This is a genomic window from Bacillus sp. SIMBA_074 (assembly GCF_046534555.1).
Classification (GTDB): domain Bacteria; phylum Bacillota; class Bacilli; order Bacillales; family Bacillaceae_G; genus Bacillus_A; species Bacillus_A mycoides.
Genome location: NZ_JAWRYM010000024.1, coordinates 26,142 through 42,972 on the forward strand (window position 1 = coordinate 26,142; position 16,831 = coordinate 42,972).

A 16,831-nucleotide genomic window follows, 5' to 3' on the forward strand; every position below is an offset into this window, starting at 1 on the left:
ACAAAAATCCCCTTTAAAAAAAGAAAGGCGCCTAAGCACCTTTCTTTTGTAATTCACTTAATTCATTTGATTTATAGAAGAAGAAACCGAGAATCCCGCCAATACATGATGGGATTAGCCATCCTATTCCTTCTTTATATAATGGTAACATTTGTAGCACATTAGAAATCGCATCAATTTTAATGTTCGCACTTTCTAAACCGTTAAAGAAACTAATTAACAACGCACCTAAAATAGCTCCAATATATATTGTATTACGCTTCCCTATCCATTTATGGAAATATGAAAGAACGATTAATACAATTGCAACTGGATAAATGATCATTAACACTGGTAATGTTACTGTGATTAATTGTGTTAACCCTAGGTTAGATACAATTAAACTAAATACACATACCATAGTTACAATCGTTTTATGCGAAAGTTTTGGGAATAAGTTTGTAAAGAAGCCAGCACACGCAGATGTTAATCCAACAGAAGTTGTTAAACAAGCGAGTATAATTACAAGTCCTAATAAAATTTTGCCACTTGTTCCATATAACTCATTTACAACATTCGTTAAAATAAGACCACCGTTCTCCGACACACCAAGTGATGTACTTGTAGATCCAAGATATGCAAGTGATAAATATATTAACGTTAAGCCTAATACAGCAATAATCCCTGATACAACTGTTATTTTTGCGATTTGTCCGCTCTCTTTTATCCCTTTTGAGCGAATAACTTGTACAACAACAATCCCAAACACAAGTGCACTAATCGCATCCATCGTTAAATATCCTTGAATAAATCCACCAAAGAAAGCATTCTCTTTATAAGCAGCTAAAGGTGCAGCCGGTTCTCCAATTGGATCAATAATTGCTTTTCCGACAATAACAGCAACAATCAATACTAACAATGGTGTAAGAAATTTCCCGAACCAATCCACTAATTTAGATGGATTTAATGATAAATACCACGTTATTCCGAAGAAAATTATAGTGAAAAGAAATAGCATGTACCACTCAGAAACCAATGCCTCTGATAAAAATGGCTTCATACCCATTTCAAATGAAACGGCTCCAGTACGCGGAATTGCGAAAAATGGTCCAATCGCTAAATAACTAATCAATGGGAAAATAAACGCAAATATAGGGTGAACTCTAGAAGATAGCGCTTTCAAGTCCCCCTCTACAAACGCGACAGCTGTCACAGCTAATAGGGGTAATCCGACTCCCGTTACAAGGAACCCGATTGTAGCAACCCAAACATTCTCTCCAGCTTGTTGCCCTAAAACTGGTGGGAAAATTAAATTTCCTGCTCCTAAAAATAGTGCAAATAACATTAAACCAATTGCTACTGTATCACCTGGCCTTAAACGTCCCTTCATAATTTTCATTTGCATAGCACTTTTTCATTGTTTATATCTCTTTTCACAATATGCTATGCATCCTCCTCTCTGCTCAAGATGATAAAATATGCCCCTTACAAAGCAGTGTCTTTCTCCATAATTTCTCCATTCCCCTTATTCTTACTCTAATTATTAATTTTTGATTTTTTTGAAAATTTAACTCATTAGAGTGGTATTGCGCGGAGTATAGTTGTCAGACCTCTTTGTTTTTATCACACATATAGTAACATATTTAGTTGAAAAATAAAAACATATTTTCAATTTGATTTTTTTGAAAATCAAAATTATCTACATATACTTCCTTTATTTATTCTATTACACAAATATTTTTTAAAATTTACGATTCATATATTTTATTATATTTAGATATCTTTATGTGAAAGAAAGTAAAAGCCATCAAAAATAAGATGGCTTTACTTTTTAGTCTATCGTTTCAACTTCACGTGGATTATTCATCTCTTCAACATACACAACTCTAAATCCATGGTCTTCTAAATCCTTTAGCAATGTTTCTAATTCACTATCTTCAAACTCTTCTCCCAATGTAAACATTATTCTACGTACTAATAAAGCATCATTATCAAAAGTCATTAAGCTTTGAATACCAGTGTATTTCTTTAGCACTGTCGATAATTTTTGAATGGCCCCATTATAATCTTGTGTTCCAATCATGACAGAATATTTACTAGAATGGACTCCCCATGCATCTTCTAATAGTTCAAAAACTTTTTTATGAGTTAAAATACCAAGGAAGACCCCTTTTTCATCAACTACTGATAAATACGGTAGTTTTTTAATTGTAAAAAATACTTTAAAGAAGGAAGAGTCTTCTCTCACGTACCCATTTTTATCGTTCAATAATTGTAATACATTATCTTCAAGTGAACCTTTATATTCTAAAATATCTACTTTGTATACATTCCCTAAAAACTTCTCTTTTTTTTCATCTAAAACTGGTACACAACGATACCCCGTTTTATTTAAATGTTCCAGCGTTTCCCCTATCGTAATTGAACTTGAGCAAAACAAAACTTCCCTTTTTGGCACATAATTCCCTTTAATCCTCATAAAAAAGCCTCCTTATGCTAAAATACTTTCTGTGCCATAACTATATTATATTTTCAGAAAAAAATAAATATATTATTTTATTTTTCTGAAAATTATTCATTTTTCCGTCATAATTTATTCATTAATCATACACTTATTTAAATTGAAACTTTAATAAGTGGGGATTTCCCCCCACTTATTATTAGCCTTCACCAATCGGGCTTTTACTGGCAGTCGATATACCCACCTAACTTCTACGCATTCGCCGCATTTTGAGGTAGAGTCTTACTGCCCGTTAAAGCGGGATAATCTCTCTAACTTACTTCGAGAAAAATATGTTGTAACTTTATCCGAAAAAAGCTAAAATAAGAATAAGAATTTTCTGAATATTCAAAGAGTAGGTGATTGTATGTCCTTATTGCGCTCACATATATGTAAATTTATAGCCGGTGTTTTGATTATTTTTGTCATAAGTCCCCTTCCAGCATTATTCATTACACATAATTACTCCTACTTAACTGGATTTGTAAGCATTTTTCATAATTTAGCACAGCCTTCTTCCATTTCAATTCCAACAATTGATTGGATGCATGAGCCTATCCTTTTCTCAGCAAATCAGCTTGTACATACCTCTAACCATTCGTCACCACTGTTCCCCTACATATGGGAAATATATTTTTTATCAATCGTTCGTTTCACATTCACTCTTGTAATCGGTTTCTTTATAAGTCTAGGAATTGGCCATCTATTTTTAAAAGCACCAAACTCATTAAAAAAGTGTAGTTCTTTATTTCGCTGGATACCGTATTCTTTTGGCACTGTGATATTACAATGTTCAGTCCTATTATCACTTCTCTACATATCTAAATTCATAAAGTTTCCTTTCTTCTCTTCTTTTATCATCGTATGTAGCACTTCTATGATAATCGTTATGCAAGCAATTAAAAAATGGCTACCGTTCTTAAATACTACTAATGAATACGAAATAAAAAATTCATCTTTCCTTGTTGATACGTTATTTATTGCGCTTACTTCCAATCATAAATCTATTTTGAGTTCCATTATTCTTTCATTCGTTTTTATGGAATGTATTTTTCATACAAACGGACTATTACAATTTATCGTCCAATTTGGTAGAAATGCACCTATAGTTGTCACAATTGGTTTATTACTACTTTATATTCCATATAGCATCTTATCGTTTCTCCAAGCTTTATGGACAACAAACCACTCTAAACAAAACACGTATACTTTAACTAGAAGTATTTCGAAACCATAACATAGAATAACCGTCTACTTAAATTAAAAGTAGACGGTTATTCCTATTATATAGAGGACAAAATAACAGCAAATTAAAAAACTACTATAGAAACCTACCATTATTTACCCATTTTCTTTGACTAATCTTTTCATTTGGATTTATTATAAAAGTATAACATAATTACAGGAGGTGACATCTTTATTCCAAATTAGGAATAAAGAACACACTTGGACATATTAAATATTTTTCTCATCTTTATACTTATCCTTATTTCTGGTTTTTTCGTTGCTTCAGAATTCGCTGTCGTAAAAGTACGAAAAAGTCGCATTGACCAGCTTGCTAATGAAGGTAATAAACAAGCATTAGCTGCAAGAAGCGTTTTATCTAACTTAGACGTTTATTTATCCGCTTGTCAGCTTGGCATTACTATCACCTCTTTAGGACTTGGTTGGCTTGGTGAACCAACTGTGGAACATTTACTGCGACCACTATTTGAAAAAATCAATATTACTGGAACAATGGCTAACACGTTATCCTTTATTATTGCTTTTAGTGTGATTACTTTTTTCCATGTTGTATTAGGCGAGTTAGTTCCTAAGTCTTTCGCAATCCAAAAAGCTGAAGCAATCACATTAAAATTTGCAAAACCACTTATTTTATTTGATAAAATTATGTATCCGTTCATTTGGCTTCTCAATAGTGCAGCTATATTTTTCACAAAATTACTCGGTTTAGAGCCTGCGAAAGAAAATGAACTTGCCCATTCCGAAGAAGAACTACGACTCATTTTAGGTGAAAGCTATAAAAGCGGCGAAATTAATCAAACCGAATATAAATATGTAAATAATATTTTTGAATTTGATGATCGTGTTGCTAAAGAAATTATGGTACCTAGAACTGAAATGGTTTGTTTATCTACTGAAAATACGTTAGAAGAAAATATGAAAATCGTTGCAACTGAAAAGTATACACGTTATCCTATTATTGAAAAGGATAAAGATGATATTATCGGAATGATAAATACGAAAGAGATTTTTCATAATCAAACAAAAGGCATTTACAAACCACTTGATGCTTACATACATCCTGTTTTAACTGTATTTGAAACAGTTCCCATTCGTAAAACGTTAATACACCTCCAAAAGAACCGCGTACAGATGGCGATTGTTATGGATGAATACGGCGGAACTGCTGGCCTTTTAACGATGGAGGATATTCTTGAAGAAATTATCGGAGAAATTCAAGATGAATTTGACGCAGACGAATCACCAATGATTGAAAAGCGTACTCCTAGGCTTACTGTTTTAGATGGGAAAGTACTCATTTCTGAAGTAAATGATATGTTTGGCCTACATATCAATGAAAGTGATTTAGATACAATTGGTGGTTGGCTTCTCTCTCAATCAATTGATTTAAATATTGAGGCTGGCTATTCAGTTGAATATGATGGTTTTCAATTTAAAGCATTAGAACTTGATGGGCATCAAATTAAAAAGATTGCTGTACATAAATTAGATACTACAAAGGAGTTATAAAGTGACTGTTTTACTAACAATTTGTATCATTGCTTGTTTCATTGTTTCATTTCTTGCCTTTATATACCCCATTATCCCTGGCATCCTTGCCGTATGGGCTGGCTATTTCATTTATCATTTTGGAATAAACGGCGGAGAGTTAACGACATCTTTTTGGATTATTCAAGTCATTTTTACACTCTTCATTTTCGTTGCTGACTTTATTGCAAATGGATACTTCCTAAAAAAATACGGAAGTACAAAATCGGGCGAACGTGTTGGTATGGTTTCTATCATTATCGGATCGTTCTTCTTCCCACCATTCGGGCTTATTATCATACCGTTCTTATCTGTATTTATTACGGAACTAATGCATAAAAAGGCGCCAAAAGACGCCCTTTTAGTCGGAATTGCAACTGTTGTCGGTTTTTTAAGTAGTACAGTAGCGAAAGCAATTCTCCAAATCATTATGATTATCATCTTTGTATGCTATATCATTTTTTAGCCATCCCTATTTTGGGATGGTTTTTTAATATGAAATACCTACTCGGCTTTTCTCGTATAAGCTTTTATTACGTAAACTCCATGTAAACTGAGCTGTATCACCAACTGTGATTTTCGATCCATCTGTTGGCAACATATCTTGTTCAGTTCGATATACACCGGTTACATCACCATCTATTAAATGCGTCGGACAAACAACAGTCCAACATAGTTTACTATTATTCAGCGCTTCATAAGCAGCTAAATGATCTTCCGCAGCTGTTGTCATTTTTCTTTTCGATTCTTTTGATTGGAAACGATATATACTTGGGTTTGTTCGTGCTTGTAAAATACCAGCAGTTCCTATTGTAACAATTTTCTTTATGCCCTCTTCTTCCATTTGCTTTATAATAATCGGTAAACTCTTCTCTAACGTCCCATTCCGATCAGTTCCAAGAGCACTAATTACAATATCACATCCTTTAATCGCTTCCTTTATATCATTTCCGTTTAACACATTTCCCTCTATAATATGTAACCTTTCATGCTCTGTTTCCACTCTACTCAAATCACGAACTAATACCGTCACTTCATATGAATCATGTAATGCCAATTTCATAATGTGTGATCCTACTCTACCTGTCGCTCCTAATATGCATACTTTCATATATTATCCCCTCTTCCATTCTTTCTCTCTATTTTTCCGCAAAACTTACAAATATACAACAAAAAAGCTCCCTCGTATATGTGAGGAAGCTCTGTTATCCATTTATCCCGCTATTTGCGGGCAGTAAATTCGGCGAATGCGAGGGAAGTTAGGTGGGAGATAACTGCCCGTAAATGCCCGATTGGTGTGGGCTAATAATCAGTGGGGATGGACAAAATCCCCACTGATTAAAATTTCACTTTATTTCTTTTCTTTTGAATCAGAAGACTTATCTGTTCCGCTTGTTTCTTTATCTTTCTTTTCATCTTGCTGCGAAGTTGTGTCATCCTCTTTCTTTTTATCCTCATCTTTACTACAACCTACCATTAATAAAGAACTTGCAAGTGCCATAGCAGCTAATGACTTAACCCATTTGTTCATTTGCGTTTCCTCCCTTTGATAGAATATGTACAATCCCATATTACTCTTTATTTTTAAAGGAAAGATTTAAAAACAGTAAAGATATTGTAAACTTTTGTAAATACTCTGATAACACAACTGGTTTTTCTCAATTCTTCTAATTGAGCCTTTCATTAGACATAAAAAAACTAAGACGCCTTTCATTCCGTCTTAGTTTTTCACGCAAACTTCTCACTTTCATTTTCATATACATGTTTAATCTTATATTCCTTCTTCACAACATATTGCCAAACACTATAAGCATAACGATTCATTTTCACAAAACAATTTTCCAAGAAAGAACGAAACTCCGGGTTCGCAACTTCTACTGCCACTTGAGCAAACTTTAATGCTAATCGTTTCAAATGTGAAATATAACAAATAGCAATCCCAATATCCCCTGTATACTCATTATCTGTTTCCCTATCCATTTCAGTAAATTCCGGCCACATTTGTTTACAAGTTATATGTTGTATATTTTCTCCTTCTTGAAAATTCACTTGTTCATTATATGCTTGTAACATATACGGCAAATGATGCTGTAATATATCCTTTAATTCTTCATCTCGAACCTTGCTCGTGTATTCTCCAACTTTATATATAAGTGTGTAACTATATGTCATCAATTCTTTCATACAATCCATTAAAGCGCCTCCCTTCCTATTTCATCTCTATACTATAAATATGATGCGATAACATTTGATATTCTTGCTAGAAACCAATCCCATCTACTAATTTTCTCAAAATCTTCTTCAAAAAATCGTTTTGATTTATGAAAGTCTTCTTTTAATCGACTCCATACGTCAGCAACGACTGTCTTATCATATATGAAACAGTTAGATTCGTTATTTAAGTAAAAACTTCTATTATCAAAATTTGCTGTACCAATATCAACCATTTCCTCATCGATGATTGTTACTTTCCCATGAAAAAATCCATTTCGATATTGATAAATCTCCGCTCCAGCATCTAACATGTCTTTCAAATAAGGATAGGCAGCCTGTTTTAGCAATACTGCATCACTTTTAAATGGGACGAGGATTTTTACATGGACACCACGATTTAATGCATCTTTCAGCCCCTTCACCATTTCTTTACTCGGTACAAAATATGGTGTAGCGATAATTAAAGAATGTTTTGCCTTCTTTAAAAACGCTCCATACTCCTTCCATAAACCTTTTCCATTCGAAAATACGTATTGATATTTTACATTTCCTTGTACAGGTAACTCTTGGTGTATAGGAAACTTTTCTCCCGTATCTTCTTGCCAATCTTCCGCAAACTTTCGTTCCATATCAGTAGCTCCATTCCCTTCGATGCGTACATGATAATCACGCCACGGACCAAATTTAGGATCCTGTCCAAGATATTCCTTTCCAATATTGAAGCCACCAATGTACGAAACTTTCCCATCTATAGTAACAATGCGTCTATGATTACGTTGATGCAAAGAATAAAATAAGTTTTTTAATTTAGGTTTTTTACTAAATGTAAACTTCACGCCTTTTTCTTTTAATTGATTAATTATCTTTTTCTTAAGCTTATATCCGCCAATGCGGTCTACTGACAATTTCACATCTACTCCGCTAGATGCTTTTTTCTCTAATAACTGTAAGAACTTTTGGCTTACTTCATCTTTTCCTACAATATAAAAATGAATATACACATTCTTTTCTGCACGATTTATATCCTCAAATAAACTTTTATATAACTCATCACCGTTCGTATATACTTGAAAATCCCCTGATCGGATTTTTTCTAATTCATATCCACTAGCCATTTTCTTCCCCATTTCCACATCAACGTTCATCCATATGAATACACCTATAAAACAAATTATTACAATTAAAAAGCGCTTCATGGATACGTTCCTTTCTCTAACTACTGTTATTCCTATATCTTTCCTTTTTTAAAACATTATCATACAAAAAATATGTCATTGCATGATATACGTCCATATCAAACAGGAGCTCATCTGCATATTGTATGTTGTATCTTAAAATAAAAGGAGGAAATAACAATGGGCTTCGCACATGGTAATGGATTTGCGCTACTAGTCGTATTATTTATCCTCTTAATTATCGTCGGTGCTGCTTGCTTCTGCTAAGCAGTTATTGTAGTACGATATGGGGATGAAAAAACTATAAAAGCGGACACCTATTTTTAGGTGTCCGCTTTTCATTTCAAAAATCTCCTAACCTATTACAAAATAGTACCACTAGGAAAATATTTTACATCAAAAAGTTAGCAGTGTAGCTACCTTCTTACTCTCTGCCTTACGAATATGGCGCTGTTCTGCACGTAACACAGCAATTCGATGCAATTCTTTCTCCTCTTCTGTCTCAGGGATAACACGCGGTACAGGGACTGGATTATTCTCCTTGCTAAGCGCAACAAAAGTAACGAATGAAGTTGCTGCTACACGTTTTTTACCTGAAATTAAATCTTCTGCTACTACTTTCACAAATATCTCCATAGAAGTTCTTCCCGTCCAAATTACGAAAGATTCATAACTAACACAATCTGAAGAACGTACTGGATGTAAGAAATCTACCCAATCCATAGACGCTGTGACACATTCCATTCTCGAGTGTCTCGTTGCTGAAATTGAAGCAACCATATCCATCTCCGCCAATATCTTTCCACCAAATAGCGTGTTATGATCATTTAAATCCGTTGGAAATACTCGACTCGTTTTAAACACCCTTGATTCATTAGCTGTTTTACCCTTTACTTCAGTCATTGTTATCACCCCTTTAATTATTTATCCCTAATATCCCAATATACACTACACCTCATGAACTACACGTTTAATATTAACAATTTTTAGAACTTTTAGTCCACAAAAAAGAACCGATTTTATCAATCGGCTCCTCTAAATACATATTGTTCTTTCGGCTGTTCAACTTTATTCCATTTCGTTACCTCTAAAACAGGAATATTTGCATGGAACGGCTGATAAAATTCAGTTGAAATTTCTCCCTCTACCTGAATCCAATCATCATTTTTCCACTCTACACCTTCCGGTTTTTTAACTAACATACCATATACACCCGAATCCGCTACACAATGTATAATACCGAAACGGAATAAGAAATATTGTTCCTTTTTAGAAGAATCATCTCGGAAAACAAATCCTTTATAAGACAGAGTTTTACCAGTAAATTCACCAGGATAATTATAAATTGTCTCCATACCCTTTAAGAAATCTTCATCTTTTAAAGTGATATTATCTTTCGTAACAAACTCTTTCTTCCCTTTTTCCATTACACCACGATATCCTTCTTTCCCGTAATAAATACTCGTATCCGGTCTTAAGAATTGTCTTGTCATAAATGGATCTTTACTTTCTGCTTGCGCTACTGGAAAATGGAATCCCTTCGCCTTAACAATATCGGAATCTAATGTTGCAATTGGGAAAAACAATCCTGTAATGATTGGAAAACAGAATAACGTGTAAGAAAACACTTTTTTCCACCATGTATTCTCATCTTTCGAATGATCATGCCCACAATGACTATGATCACAACTACAATCATGTTTCTCTTTTTCCTTTTGGTGCTCTTTTTGGAAAACGATAATAATTTGTACAATCGTTAAGAAACCTAAAATAATAGCAGCAGTTTTTGATAAATAGGCGTACTTCATATTTATATACTTCGTAATGTTACCGGAAATATGAAGCTGTCCAATTAAAATTGTAAAGCCTAATAATATATATGCTCGAAACATAACCTACCACCCCATCGCATAAATGAGTAGTGAGCTTGCATAAACAACAAGTGTAACTGTAACCGTCACAACAATTACAAATTTTGTTTTAAATGTCGCAAGCATCATAAACATATTTTTAATATCCACCATCGGTCCATATACGAGAAACGCGACAAGTGACGCTGTTGAAAATGTACTTTGGAACGAAGAAGCAATAAATGCATCTGCCTCTGAACAAAGTGATAAAATGAAAGCAAGTCCCATCATTACAGCTGATGAAGAAAACGGACCTTGTCCAATAGCAAGCAATGTTGAAGTTTGTACAAACGTTTGAACTGCAGCAGCAATTAACGCTCCTAACACTAAATATTTCCCCATTGAGAAAAATTCCTCAACAGCATGTGTACATACATCCCACATTTTTGTACGTAACGGACGCTTATGGTTCACTTCTGGGAAGTGATCATCTCTTAATTGATGTTCTTTAAACATAAATGATAATATAATTCCAACGATAATTGCTACGATAATCGCTACAATAGAACGATACCATACCATGTGCATACTACTTCCAAAAGCAACATATGTTGCAAATAATACAACTGGATTAATAATCGGTCCAGTTAACATAAATGCAATTCCTGCATAGGGTGGAACCCCTTTTCCGATTAATCGTCTTACAATCGGAACAATTCCACATTCACATCCAGGAAACATCATCCCTAAAAAAGTAGCTAATAAAACAGACAGAAATCGGTTTTTAGGCATCCATTTTGCCACCATATCTTCTGTCACAAACATTTGAATGAATCCTGAAATAAATACACCAATTAGCACAAAAGGAAGTGCTTCGATTAATATTGAGATAAAGATTGTATTCATTTGCAGGAATGCTTTCGGTAATTGAAACAATTCCATGATGTATTTCCTCCAACTTTTCATTAACAATATGTAATTTTAACCCCATTTCATTATTTGAACAAGAGTTATATGGAATTCATAACCTTCATACACATTACATTTCACAAGTTATATTCTGTTCCAAAATTGAGATTTCATAGCAAAAAAAGCTGCGCTAGCACAGTTTTATAACTATGCTAGCGCAGCTTTCCTATCATTAAAAGTAACGTTTCTTCCAAAAAACAAATGCTAAAGTGAAAGATAATGTTACACATATTATAAGTACAATTACAAAACCATGTGCTTCCCCTTCAAACGGAACCTTTACATTCATTCCAAAGAAACTAGAAACCATCGTTGGTAATGATAAAATGATTGTAATAGAAGTCAACAGTTTCATAACACTATTTAAATTGTTAGAAATAACCGAACTAAATGTATTCATCATTCCACTTAAAATGTGACTATATATTTCCGCCATTTCAATAGCCTGCTTATTTTCAATTAATACATCTTCTAGTAAATCTTGATCGTCTTCATACATTTTCAAGAATGTACTGTTTCGCATTAATTTTTGAATTACAATTTTATTTGCCTTTAATGATGTTGTAAAATAAACTAAACTTTTTTCAAGGCCGAGCAATGTGAAAATTTCTTTATTTTTCATCGACTTATTTAATTGGTGCTCTAAATCGATTGTTTTTCGATTAATTTGCTTTAAGTATCTTAAATAATAAGTAGAAATCGTATATAAGAGCTGAAGTGCAAAGCGTGTCTTTTTAAACGTATAAAATTCTTTAATACGTTGATTAATAAAACGTTCAAAAATTGGGTTTTCTTCTAAACAAATTGTCACAAAGCAATCTGGCATTACAATCATACCTATTGGAATCGTGTCATAAATCGAATTTCCTTCTTCATCATGTCTAACTGTTGGAATATCCACGATTATTAAAGTATTATTGTCTTCCTTTTCAATACGAGAGCGTTCTTCATCATCTAAAGGGTCTTTAATGAAATCTAAGTCTACATTTAAAGTTTGTACTAGATATTGAATTTCTTCTTCCGTTGGATGAAGTACATTAATCCAGCAACCCTTTTGCATTTCCTCAACCTCTTGTAGTTTTCCGTTTCGGTCTGTTAAATAAATATTTAACATACTATCACCCCGATTCTTTTTACATGTAGGAATCTACCTCTCTTACATAACAGTTTTTGAACCGCTATTTTCAGCATATGAAACAAACGATTAAATTTCAATAGAAAAATTATTTTGAAAACGTTTTTTTAAGAAAAATCTTGTAAACATAGAAAAAGACAGAGTGTTCTCTGCCTTTAAAAAAGCTTATGTTGCCTTTATAACATATTTAGAAAGCATCCACAAGTTAAAGCCGACTGAAATCGTATAGCCAGCGTATGTTGAAATGATAAAACTTACATAATCAAAATACGGTAGCAATACGATATTTAAAACTATCTTGACGATAATTCCAATTACTAATCCTAGCACTGTTTTCTGTTGTTGATTAATTCCTTGTAACATGGCAGCGGTTACTGTAAATAGTGAGAATAGTATACAAGCAGGAGCATAGTACTGCAAAATAATACTGCCCATCTCCGGATCATTTCCAGCACCAAATAAAAGAGTATATACTGGTTTTGCTAAAATCATCATTCCAATCGCCGCCGGTACAGTAATTCCTACCACTAATAAATTTGTCCTTGTAAAGTGTTTATACAGTAGCTTCTCATTTCCCGCTGTATAAGCTTTCGTCATCTCAGGTACAAGGGACATACTAAAAGCTGTTGCAACAGAAACCGGGATAAGTACAACCATCTGAACAAGGCCAATAATCGCATTAATCTTTTCTGCTTCTCCTTGCATATATCCTACTTGTATAAGTAGCTTATTAATTGTAAATGTATCAATCGTCTGATATAACGGAATCGCTAATCCAACTACAACGAAAGGAATAGAATATGTAAACAGTTCTCTATACAACGAAAAAAAAGTTTTCGTCGTTTGTGGTATACTGGCAATCTCTTTTTTCTTTAAATGTTTTCTCCTTCTTATATAATACGCACTTAAAACACTTAATCCACCTAGTGCTCCCATAAATGCTCCAAACGTTGAAATACCAACTGCCAACGAAACAGAAGCTTTTATAACATATAAAACGACAAAGCTTCCTATCAAAATAGTTAAGACCCGAAAAAATTGCTCTACAACTACACTGAGCGCAGAAGGTCCCATAGATTGAAAACCTTGAAAGAAACCACGTAACAAGCTCATTACAGGAACGAGTATTAACGCAAAACTTACAATTTGAATATTGTGTGTGACAGCTACCACACTATTACCCGACTGATCATTTCCATCAATCACAAGTTTAGCTAAATGTGGTGCTAACATATATAATGCTAAACAAGAAATAACGCCCATAATGACCATAAAAACGATACCACTCTTTAGCACTCTCTTAACAGTGTGATAATCATTGAGTTGATCATATTTTGAAACCATTTTTGAAACGGCAAGTGGCAATCCCATCGTTGCAATACTAAGCATAATTGTATAAGGACGGTATGCATACGTATATAATACGTACCCACTCGTACCCACCATTGCTGTAAATGGTATAACATATATAAACCCTAACATTTTAGATATCATCGTTGCCATCGTTAAAAATATCGTTCCACGTAAAAACGGTGATCCTTTCATCACATTCCCCCGCTACGCTTTATTATTACACATTATGGACAACTCCTTTTTTTTAGAACTGAAACAAATAAAAAAAGCCAATGAAAAATCATTGACTTTAACGCGCTGCTTTTTTCTTTTTTAAATACTTTAAACCGAAGTATAGAGCAACAAAGAGAACAGCTCCTATAATTATGTAATGTGTGTAATCAGATGCATACTCTTTAATGTGTCGCCAATTTCCACCAAGCTTTTCACCTAAGTAGATAAATAGTATTGACCATGGAATAATCGCAACTACTGTATATAGTGTAAATAGTTTTAACGGCATTTTAGCTAATCCTGCTGGAATAGAGATTGCATGACGTACTACTGGGATAAAGCGTGCAGAAAAGATTACTCCTGCTCCGTAACGCTTAAACCAACCTTCCGCTATGTCTAAATGGTGTTTATTAATAAGTAGATATTTCCCATATTTCTCTACAACCGGACGCCCTCCGTAATATCCAAGCCAGTATAAAAAGATTTGCGCTAAAGTACCACCAATAGTTCCGGCGATAACTGCACCGACAAAACTAATTTTACCATCCGCTACTAAAAATCCAGCATACGAAAGTACAATTTCACTCGGGATAATTTCAATCATTAAAGCTAGCGCTACTCCAAAGTAACCTAGGCTTGCAAAAAATTGCAATAACTGATCTATTATGCTTGCTAACATTTTATTTTCTATCTCCTTTTTTCTTCACATACCATCCCATTATTACATAAAGGTCGCATTCTGCCAATATCTTCATTTCAACAATATCATCGGCATAAGCATTATTAATCTATTAATGTTTCTTTTTGAGGTTCTTTCATGTAGGCAAACATTTCTTTAATTTGCTCTTCTGTATTTCTAGCAATCGATAAATTAGGTAATTCATTCTCATCAAAAAACTCCACATCTTCTGTTTCAATACTAGTTTTCTTTTCGCCACCAATAATCTTACAGCCAATAAAAATTTTATATACATGTGTTGCTGAAGGCGATGGTTGATGTTTTTCTTTATCAAATATAGCGAGTAGCTTAAAATCATCTACTTCATAGCCCGTCTCCTCTAAAACTTCTTTTGCTGCTACTTCTGTTGGCGTATAACCAACATCAGCCCATCCACCTGGCAATGCCCATTTCCTATCACTTTTTTCTTTCACAAATAATAACTTTTCATTTTGAAAAACGACTGCTCTTATATCAACTTTAGGTGTTTGATAGCCTGTCTCACTTGCAAATAACTTCTCTACTACTTCCCAATCTGTCTTTGTGTAATGTGACATCATTGAAACTGAAATGTCCCGTAATTGTTGGAAACGCTCTATATCATATACATCCTTAGAATACGTTAAACCCGCTTGAGCTATAGATTGTATTTGTTTTACCCAATCAATCCACTTGACCGTCATGTTTCCACATCTCCATTCTTTATTAAGTAAATATTACGTCAATTCAATTGATACATCTTTATTATACAAAAAAAGAGATTGATAATGTTCCAATCTCTTTCAAAATTAATCCAATTCATGTAAGTGGTCTTGTATATACTTCCTTCTTTTATTTATATATTCATCAATCATATCAGCTTCTTGATCAAATGTTTCTAATTTTTCTTTCATATATGGATCTTGTAGTAAATATGGACGAATCGATTCACACAAACCTTCTACTTTCGGCATCATAAACGAAACGGTAAATTGTTCTTCTAATATTTCTTCCAAAATACTTCGGTATTGTTTTCTAAATACAGGTATATCTAACAATCTTGCACTTAACGTATTATAACCTTGAATACGAATATATTCATGATTAAGTGGTCTCCCTTGTACATCTCGCCCCCAAGTCGCATCATAATCCCACGGTATCACTTCAAATAAATTTGTCTCATCGTTATGATATAGTGCATAGTTATGAACGAAACCATCAAAGTTTTGCGTAAAAATAACTCCAGCTAACCATCGTAAATATTTATCTACATGTAGAAACTTCCCGATTTCTTTTTCATAATCTGCCCTCGACAAAGTATTCGCTTGAAATACAAATTCACTCAGTTGTTCTTCACTATTTTTATTCGAATATTTAAATTCATAACCCGCAAAGAGCTCTGTCTTAACATCTTTATCTCGCTCACTCATTAACGAAAAATTCGCATCATCATCTATCGCATAATAAATAGAACCACTCGGTAACCCTCTATTTTTCAAAAAGTTTTCATCAACTGATTCTAACTGTAAATACACACCTTGAATTTGACCATTAATTTTTATAAATACATGTTGTGATTTTGGCGAAAGTACACCAATATCATGAAAAAAATCTAAAGATAATTTATTTCGTATGAGAGACGGATCCATAAACTCAGAATTCAAATGAAACTCTTTCGCGCCTTGAAATTTTTTCGGTTTATAAAACATAACATGATAAGATTTTTTCTCAAATTCACGAATATGAGCACCACGGTAGACAATATCAATGTCATACTTCTTTTTTCCATATGTTAACTTTGCTGGTACTGGACTATCTGACCAAATGTCTTTTTTCAATTCCACTAAGTACATTGGATGAACAAAAAAATCATATGAAGGCAGCATGTTTTCTCATCCCTTCTCAGTTCTCTTCATTCAATGTATGCACCACGCCTTGTCCATACATCCGCTACCATCCATTTATATAAAATTA

General features: G+C 33.5%; 18 protein-coding genes. 4 read left to right on the plus strand and 14 right to left on the minus strand.

The features are described 5' to 3' along the window. Positions 1–31: 31 nt before the first annotated feature. Together brnQ4 and cbpA are read right to left on the minus strand one after the other, a co-directional pair. Positions 32–1,369 (minus strand): branched-chain amino acid transport system II carrier protein BrnQ4, encoded by a 1,338-nt coding sequence (brnQ4, locus tag SB773_RS21585; protein WP_407707244.1) that lies wholly within the window; start codon positions 1,367–1,369, stop codon positions 32–34. A gap of 441 nt (positions 1,370–1,810) precedes the next feature. Next, positions 1,811–2,458, minus strand: a complete 648-nt coding sequence (cbpA, locus tag SB773_RS21590) for a cyclic di-AMP binding protein CbpA (RefSeq protein WP_002186059.1) — start codon at positions 2,456–2,458, stop codon at positions 1,811–1,813. Positions 2,459–2,846: 388 nt separating this feature from the next. Here cbpA and SB773_RS21595 point away from each other — a divergent pair, with 388 nt between their 5' ends. The 3 genes from SB773_RS21595 (at position 2,847) to SB773_RS21605 (ending at position 5,717) form a co-directional block, all read left to right on the plus strand. After that, positions 2,847–3,716: a hypothetical protein gene (locus tag SB773_RS21595; RefSeq protein ID WP_088032652.1), complete on the plus strand. Its 870-nt coding sequence runs from the start codon at positions 2,847–2,849 to the stop codon at positions 3,714–3,716. Between the two features lie 209 nt (positions 3,717–3,925). Beyond that, positions 3,926–5,233, plus strand: coding sequence for a hemolysin family protein (locus SB773_RS21600; RefSeq protein WP_215550945.1), 1,308 nt, complete (start codon positions 3,926–3,928; stop codon positions 5,231–5,233). 1 nt (position 5,234) lies between these two features. Further along, the gene (locus tag SB773_RS21605) at positions 5,235–5,717 is read left to right on the plus strand and encodes a DUF456 domain-containing protein (RefSeq protein ID WP_410592004.1); all 483 of its coding nucleotides are present in this window, start codon (positions 5,235–5,237) and stop codon (positions 5,715–5,717) included. 24 nt (positions 5,718–5,741) lie between these two features. Here SB773_RS21605 and SB773_RS21610 read toward each other — a convergent pair whose 3' ends face one another. The 4 genes from SB773_RS21610 to cls form a co-directional block, all read right to left on the minus strand. Then, entirely contained in the window at positions 5,742–6,362 is a 621-nt protein-coding gene (locus SB773_RS21610; RefSeq protein WP_002168577.1) for an NAD(P)-dependent oxidoreductase, read from the minus strand. Between the two features lie 240 nt (positions 6,363–6,602). Next, positions 6,603–6,782: a hypothetical protein gene (locus SB773_RS21615; protein ID WP_044444220.1), complete on the minus strand. Its 180-nt coding sequence runs from the start codon at positions 6,780–6,782 to the stop codon at positions 6,603–6,605. 197 nt (positions 6,783–6,979) lie between these two features. After that, a complete protein-coding gene (locus SB773_RS21620; RefSeq protein WP_131245688.1) occupies positions 6,980–7,444 on the minus strand; it encodes a spore coat protein in 465 nt (154 codons plus the stop codon). Between the two features lie 32 nt (positions 7,445–7,476). Continuing rightward, positions 7,477–8,661, minus strand: a complete 1,185-nt coding sequence (gene cls, locus SB773_RS21625; RefSeq protein WP_410592007.1) for a cardiolipin synthase — start codon at positions 8,659–8,661, stop codon at positions 7,477–7,479. 159 nt (positions 8,662–8,820) lie between these two features. On the opposite strand from cls, the gene SB773_RS21630 reads away from it, so the two are divergent. Beyond that, complete coding sequence (locus SB773_RS21630; protein WP_000505094.1) at positions 8,821–8,907, plus strand: YjcZ family sporulation protein; 87 nt, start codon at positions 8,821–8,823, stop codon at positions 8,905–8,907. A gap of 129 nt (positions 8,908–9,036) precedes the next feature. Here SB773_RS21630 and SB773_RS21635 read toward each other — a convergent pair whose 3' ends face one another. From SB773_RS21635 to cotH, 8 genes are all read right to left on the minus strand, one after another. Then, on the minus strand, positions 9,037–9,543 hold the full coding sequence (locus SB773_RS21635; protein WP_002012448.1) for an acyl-CoA thioesterase: 507 nt from the start codon (positions 9,541–9,543) through the stop codon (positions 9,037–9,039). Between the two features lie 119 nt (positions 9,544–9,662). Further along, entirely contained in the window at positions 9,663–10,532 is an 870-nt protein-coding gene (locus tag SB773_RS21640) for a TIGR03943 family putative permease subunit (RefSeq protein WP_044444221.1), read from the minus strand. A gap of 3 nt (positions 10,533–10,535) precedes the next feature. Then, positions 10,536–11,432: a permease gene (locus SB773_RS21645; protein WP_000418719.1), complete on the minus strand. Its 897-nt coding sequence runs from the start codon at positions 11,430–11,432 to the stop codon at positions 10,536–10,538. A gap of 199 nt (positions 11,433–11,631) precedes the next feature. Further along, positions 11,632–12,573, minus strand: coding sequence for a magnesium transporter CorA family protein (locus tag SB773_RS21650; RefSeq protein WP_000932392.1), 942 nt, complete (start codon positions 12,571–12,573; stop codon positions 11,632–11,634). A gap of 186 nt (positions 12,574–12,759) precedes the next feature. After that, the gene (locus SB773_RS21655; RefSeq protein WP_410592011.1) at positions 12,760–14,139 is read right to left on the minus strand and encodes a putative polysaccharide biosynthesis protein; all 1,380 of its coding nucleotides are present in this window, start codon (positions 14,137–14,139) and stop codon (positions 12,760–12,762) included. Between the two features lie 97 nt (positions 14,140–14,236). Further along, positions 14,237–14,839: an undecaprenyl phosphate transporter UptA gene (gene uptA / locus SB773_RS21660; RefSeq protein WP_000881203.1), complete on the minus strand. Its 603-nt coding sequence runs from the start codon at positions 14,837–14,839 to the stop codon at positions 14,237–14,239. A gap of 104 nt (positions 14,840–14,943) precedes the next feature. Next, positions 14,944–15,561 carry an NUDIX hydrolase N-terminal domain-containing protein gene (locus SB773_RS21665; protein ID WP_131245692.1) on the minus strand — a complete coding sequence of 206 codons (618 nt, stop codon included), beginning with the start codon at positions 15,559–15,561 and terminating at the stop codon, positions 14,944–14,946. Between the two features lie 105 nt (positions 15,562–15,666). Further along, a complete protein-coding gene (cotH, locus tag SB773_RS21670; protein WP_002141402.1) occupies positions 15,667–16,743 on the minus strand; it encodes a spore coat protein CotH in 1,077 nt (358 codons plus the stop codon). Positions 16,744–16,831: the final 88 nt, after the last annotated feature.

Excerpts from the sequence above, each read along its gene's own strand:
- SB773_RS21630 (WP_000505094.1), top strand. The coding sequence starts at position 8,821 with ATGGGCTTCGCACATGGTAATGGATTTGCGCTACTAGTCGTATTATTT.
- SB773_RS21620 (WP_131245688.1), bottom strand. The coding sequence starts at position 7,444 with ATGGATTGTATGAAAGAATTGATGACATATAGTTACACACTTATATAT.
- SB773_RS21655 (WP_410592011.1), bottom strand. The coding sequence starts at position 14,139 with ATGAAAGGATCACCGTTTTTACGTGGAACGATATTTTTAACGATGGCA.
- SB773_RS21665 (WP_131245692.1), bottom strand. The coding sequence starts at position 15,561 with ATGACGGTCAAGTGGATTGATTGGGTAAAACAAATACAATCTATAGCT.
- brnQ4 (WP_407707244.1), bottom strand. The coding sequence starts at position 1,369 with ATGAAGGGACGTTTAAGGCCAGGTGATACAGTAGCAATTGGTTTAATG.
- uptA (WP_000881203.1), bottom strand. The coding sequence starts at position 14,839 with ATGTTAGCAAGCATAATAGATCAGTTATTGCAATTTTTTGCAAGCCTA.
- SB773_RS21610 (WP_002168577.1), bottom strand. The coding sequence starts at position 6,362 with ATGAAAGTATGCATATTAGGAGCGACAGGTAGAGTAGGATCACACATT.
- SB773_RS21595 (WP_088032652.1), top strand. The coding sequence starts at position 2,847 with ATGTCCTTATTGCGCTCACATATATGTAAATTTATAGCCGGTGTTTTG.
- cbpA (WP_002186059.1), bottom strand. The coding sequence starts at position 2,458 with ATGAGGATTAAAGGGAATTATGTGCCAAAAAGGGAAGTTTTGTTTTGC.
- cotH (WP_002141402.1), bottom strand. The coding sequence starts at position 16,743 with ATGCTGCCTTCATATGATTTTTTTGTTCATCCAATGTACTTAGTGGAA.
- SB773_RS21635 (WP_002012448.1), bottom strand. The coding sequence starts at position 9,543 with ATGACTGAAGTAAAGGGTAAAACAGCTAATGAATCAAGGGTGTTTAAA.
- SB773_RS21645 (WP_000418719.1), bottom strand. The coding sequence starts at position 11,432 with ATGGAATTGTTTCAATTACCGAAAGCATTCCTGCAAATGAATACAATC.
- SB773_RS21640 (WP_044444221.1), bottom strand. The coding sequence starts at position 10,532 with ATGTTTCGAGCATATATATTATTAGGCTTTACAATTTTAATTGGACAG.
- cls (WP_410592007.1), bottom strand. The coding sequence starts at position 8,661 with ATGAAGCGCTTTTTAATTGTAATAATTTGTTTTATAGGTGTATTCATA.
- SB773_RS21650 (WP_000932392.1), bottom strand. The coding sequence starts at position 12,573 with ATGTTAAATATTTATTTAACAGACCGAAACGGAAAACTACAAGAGGTT.
- SB773_RS21615 (WP_044444220.1), bottom strand. The coding sequence starts at position 6,782 with ATGAACAAATGGGTTAAGTCATTAGCTGCTATGGCACTTGCAAGTTCT.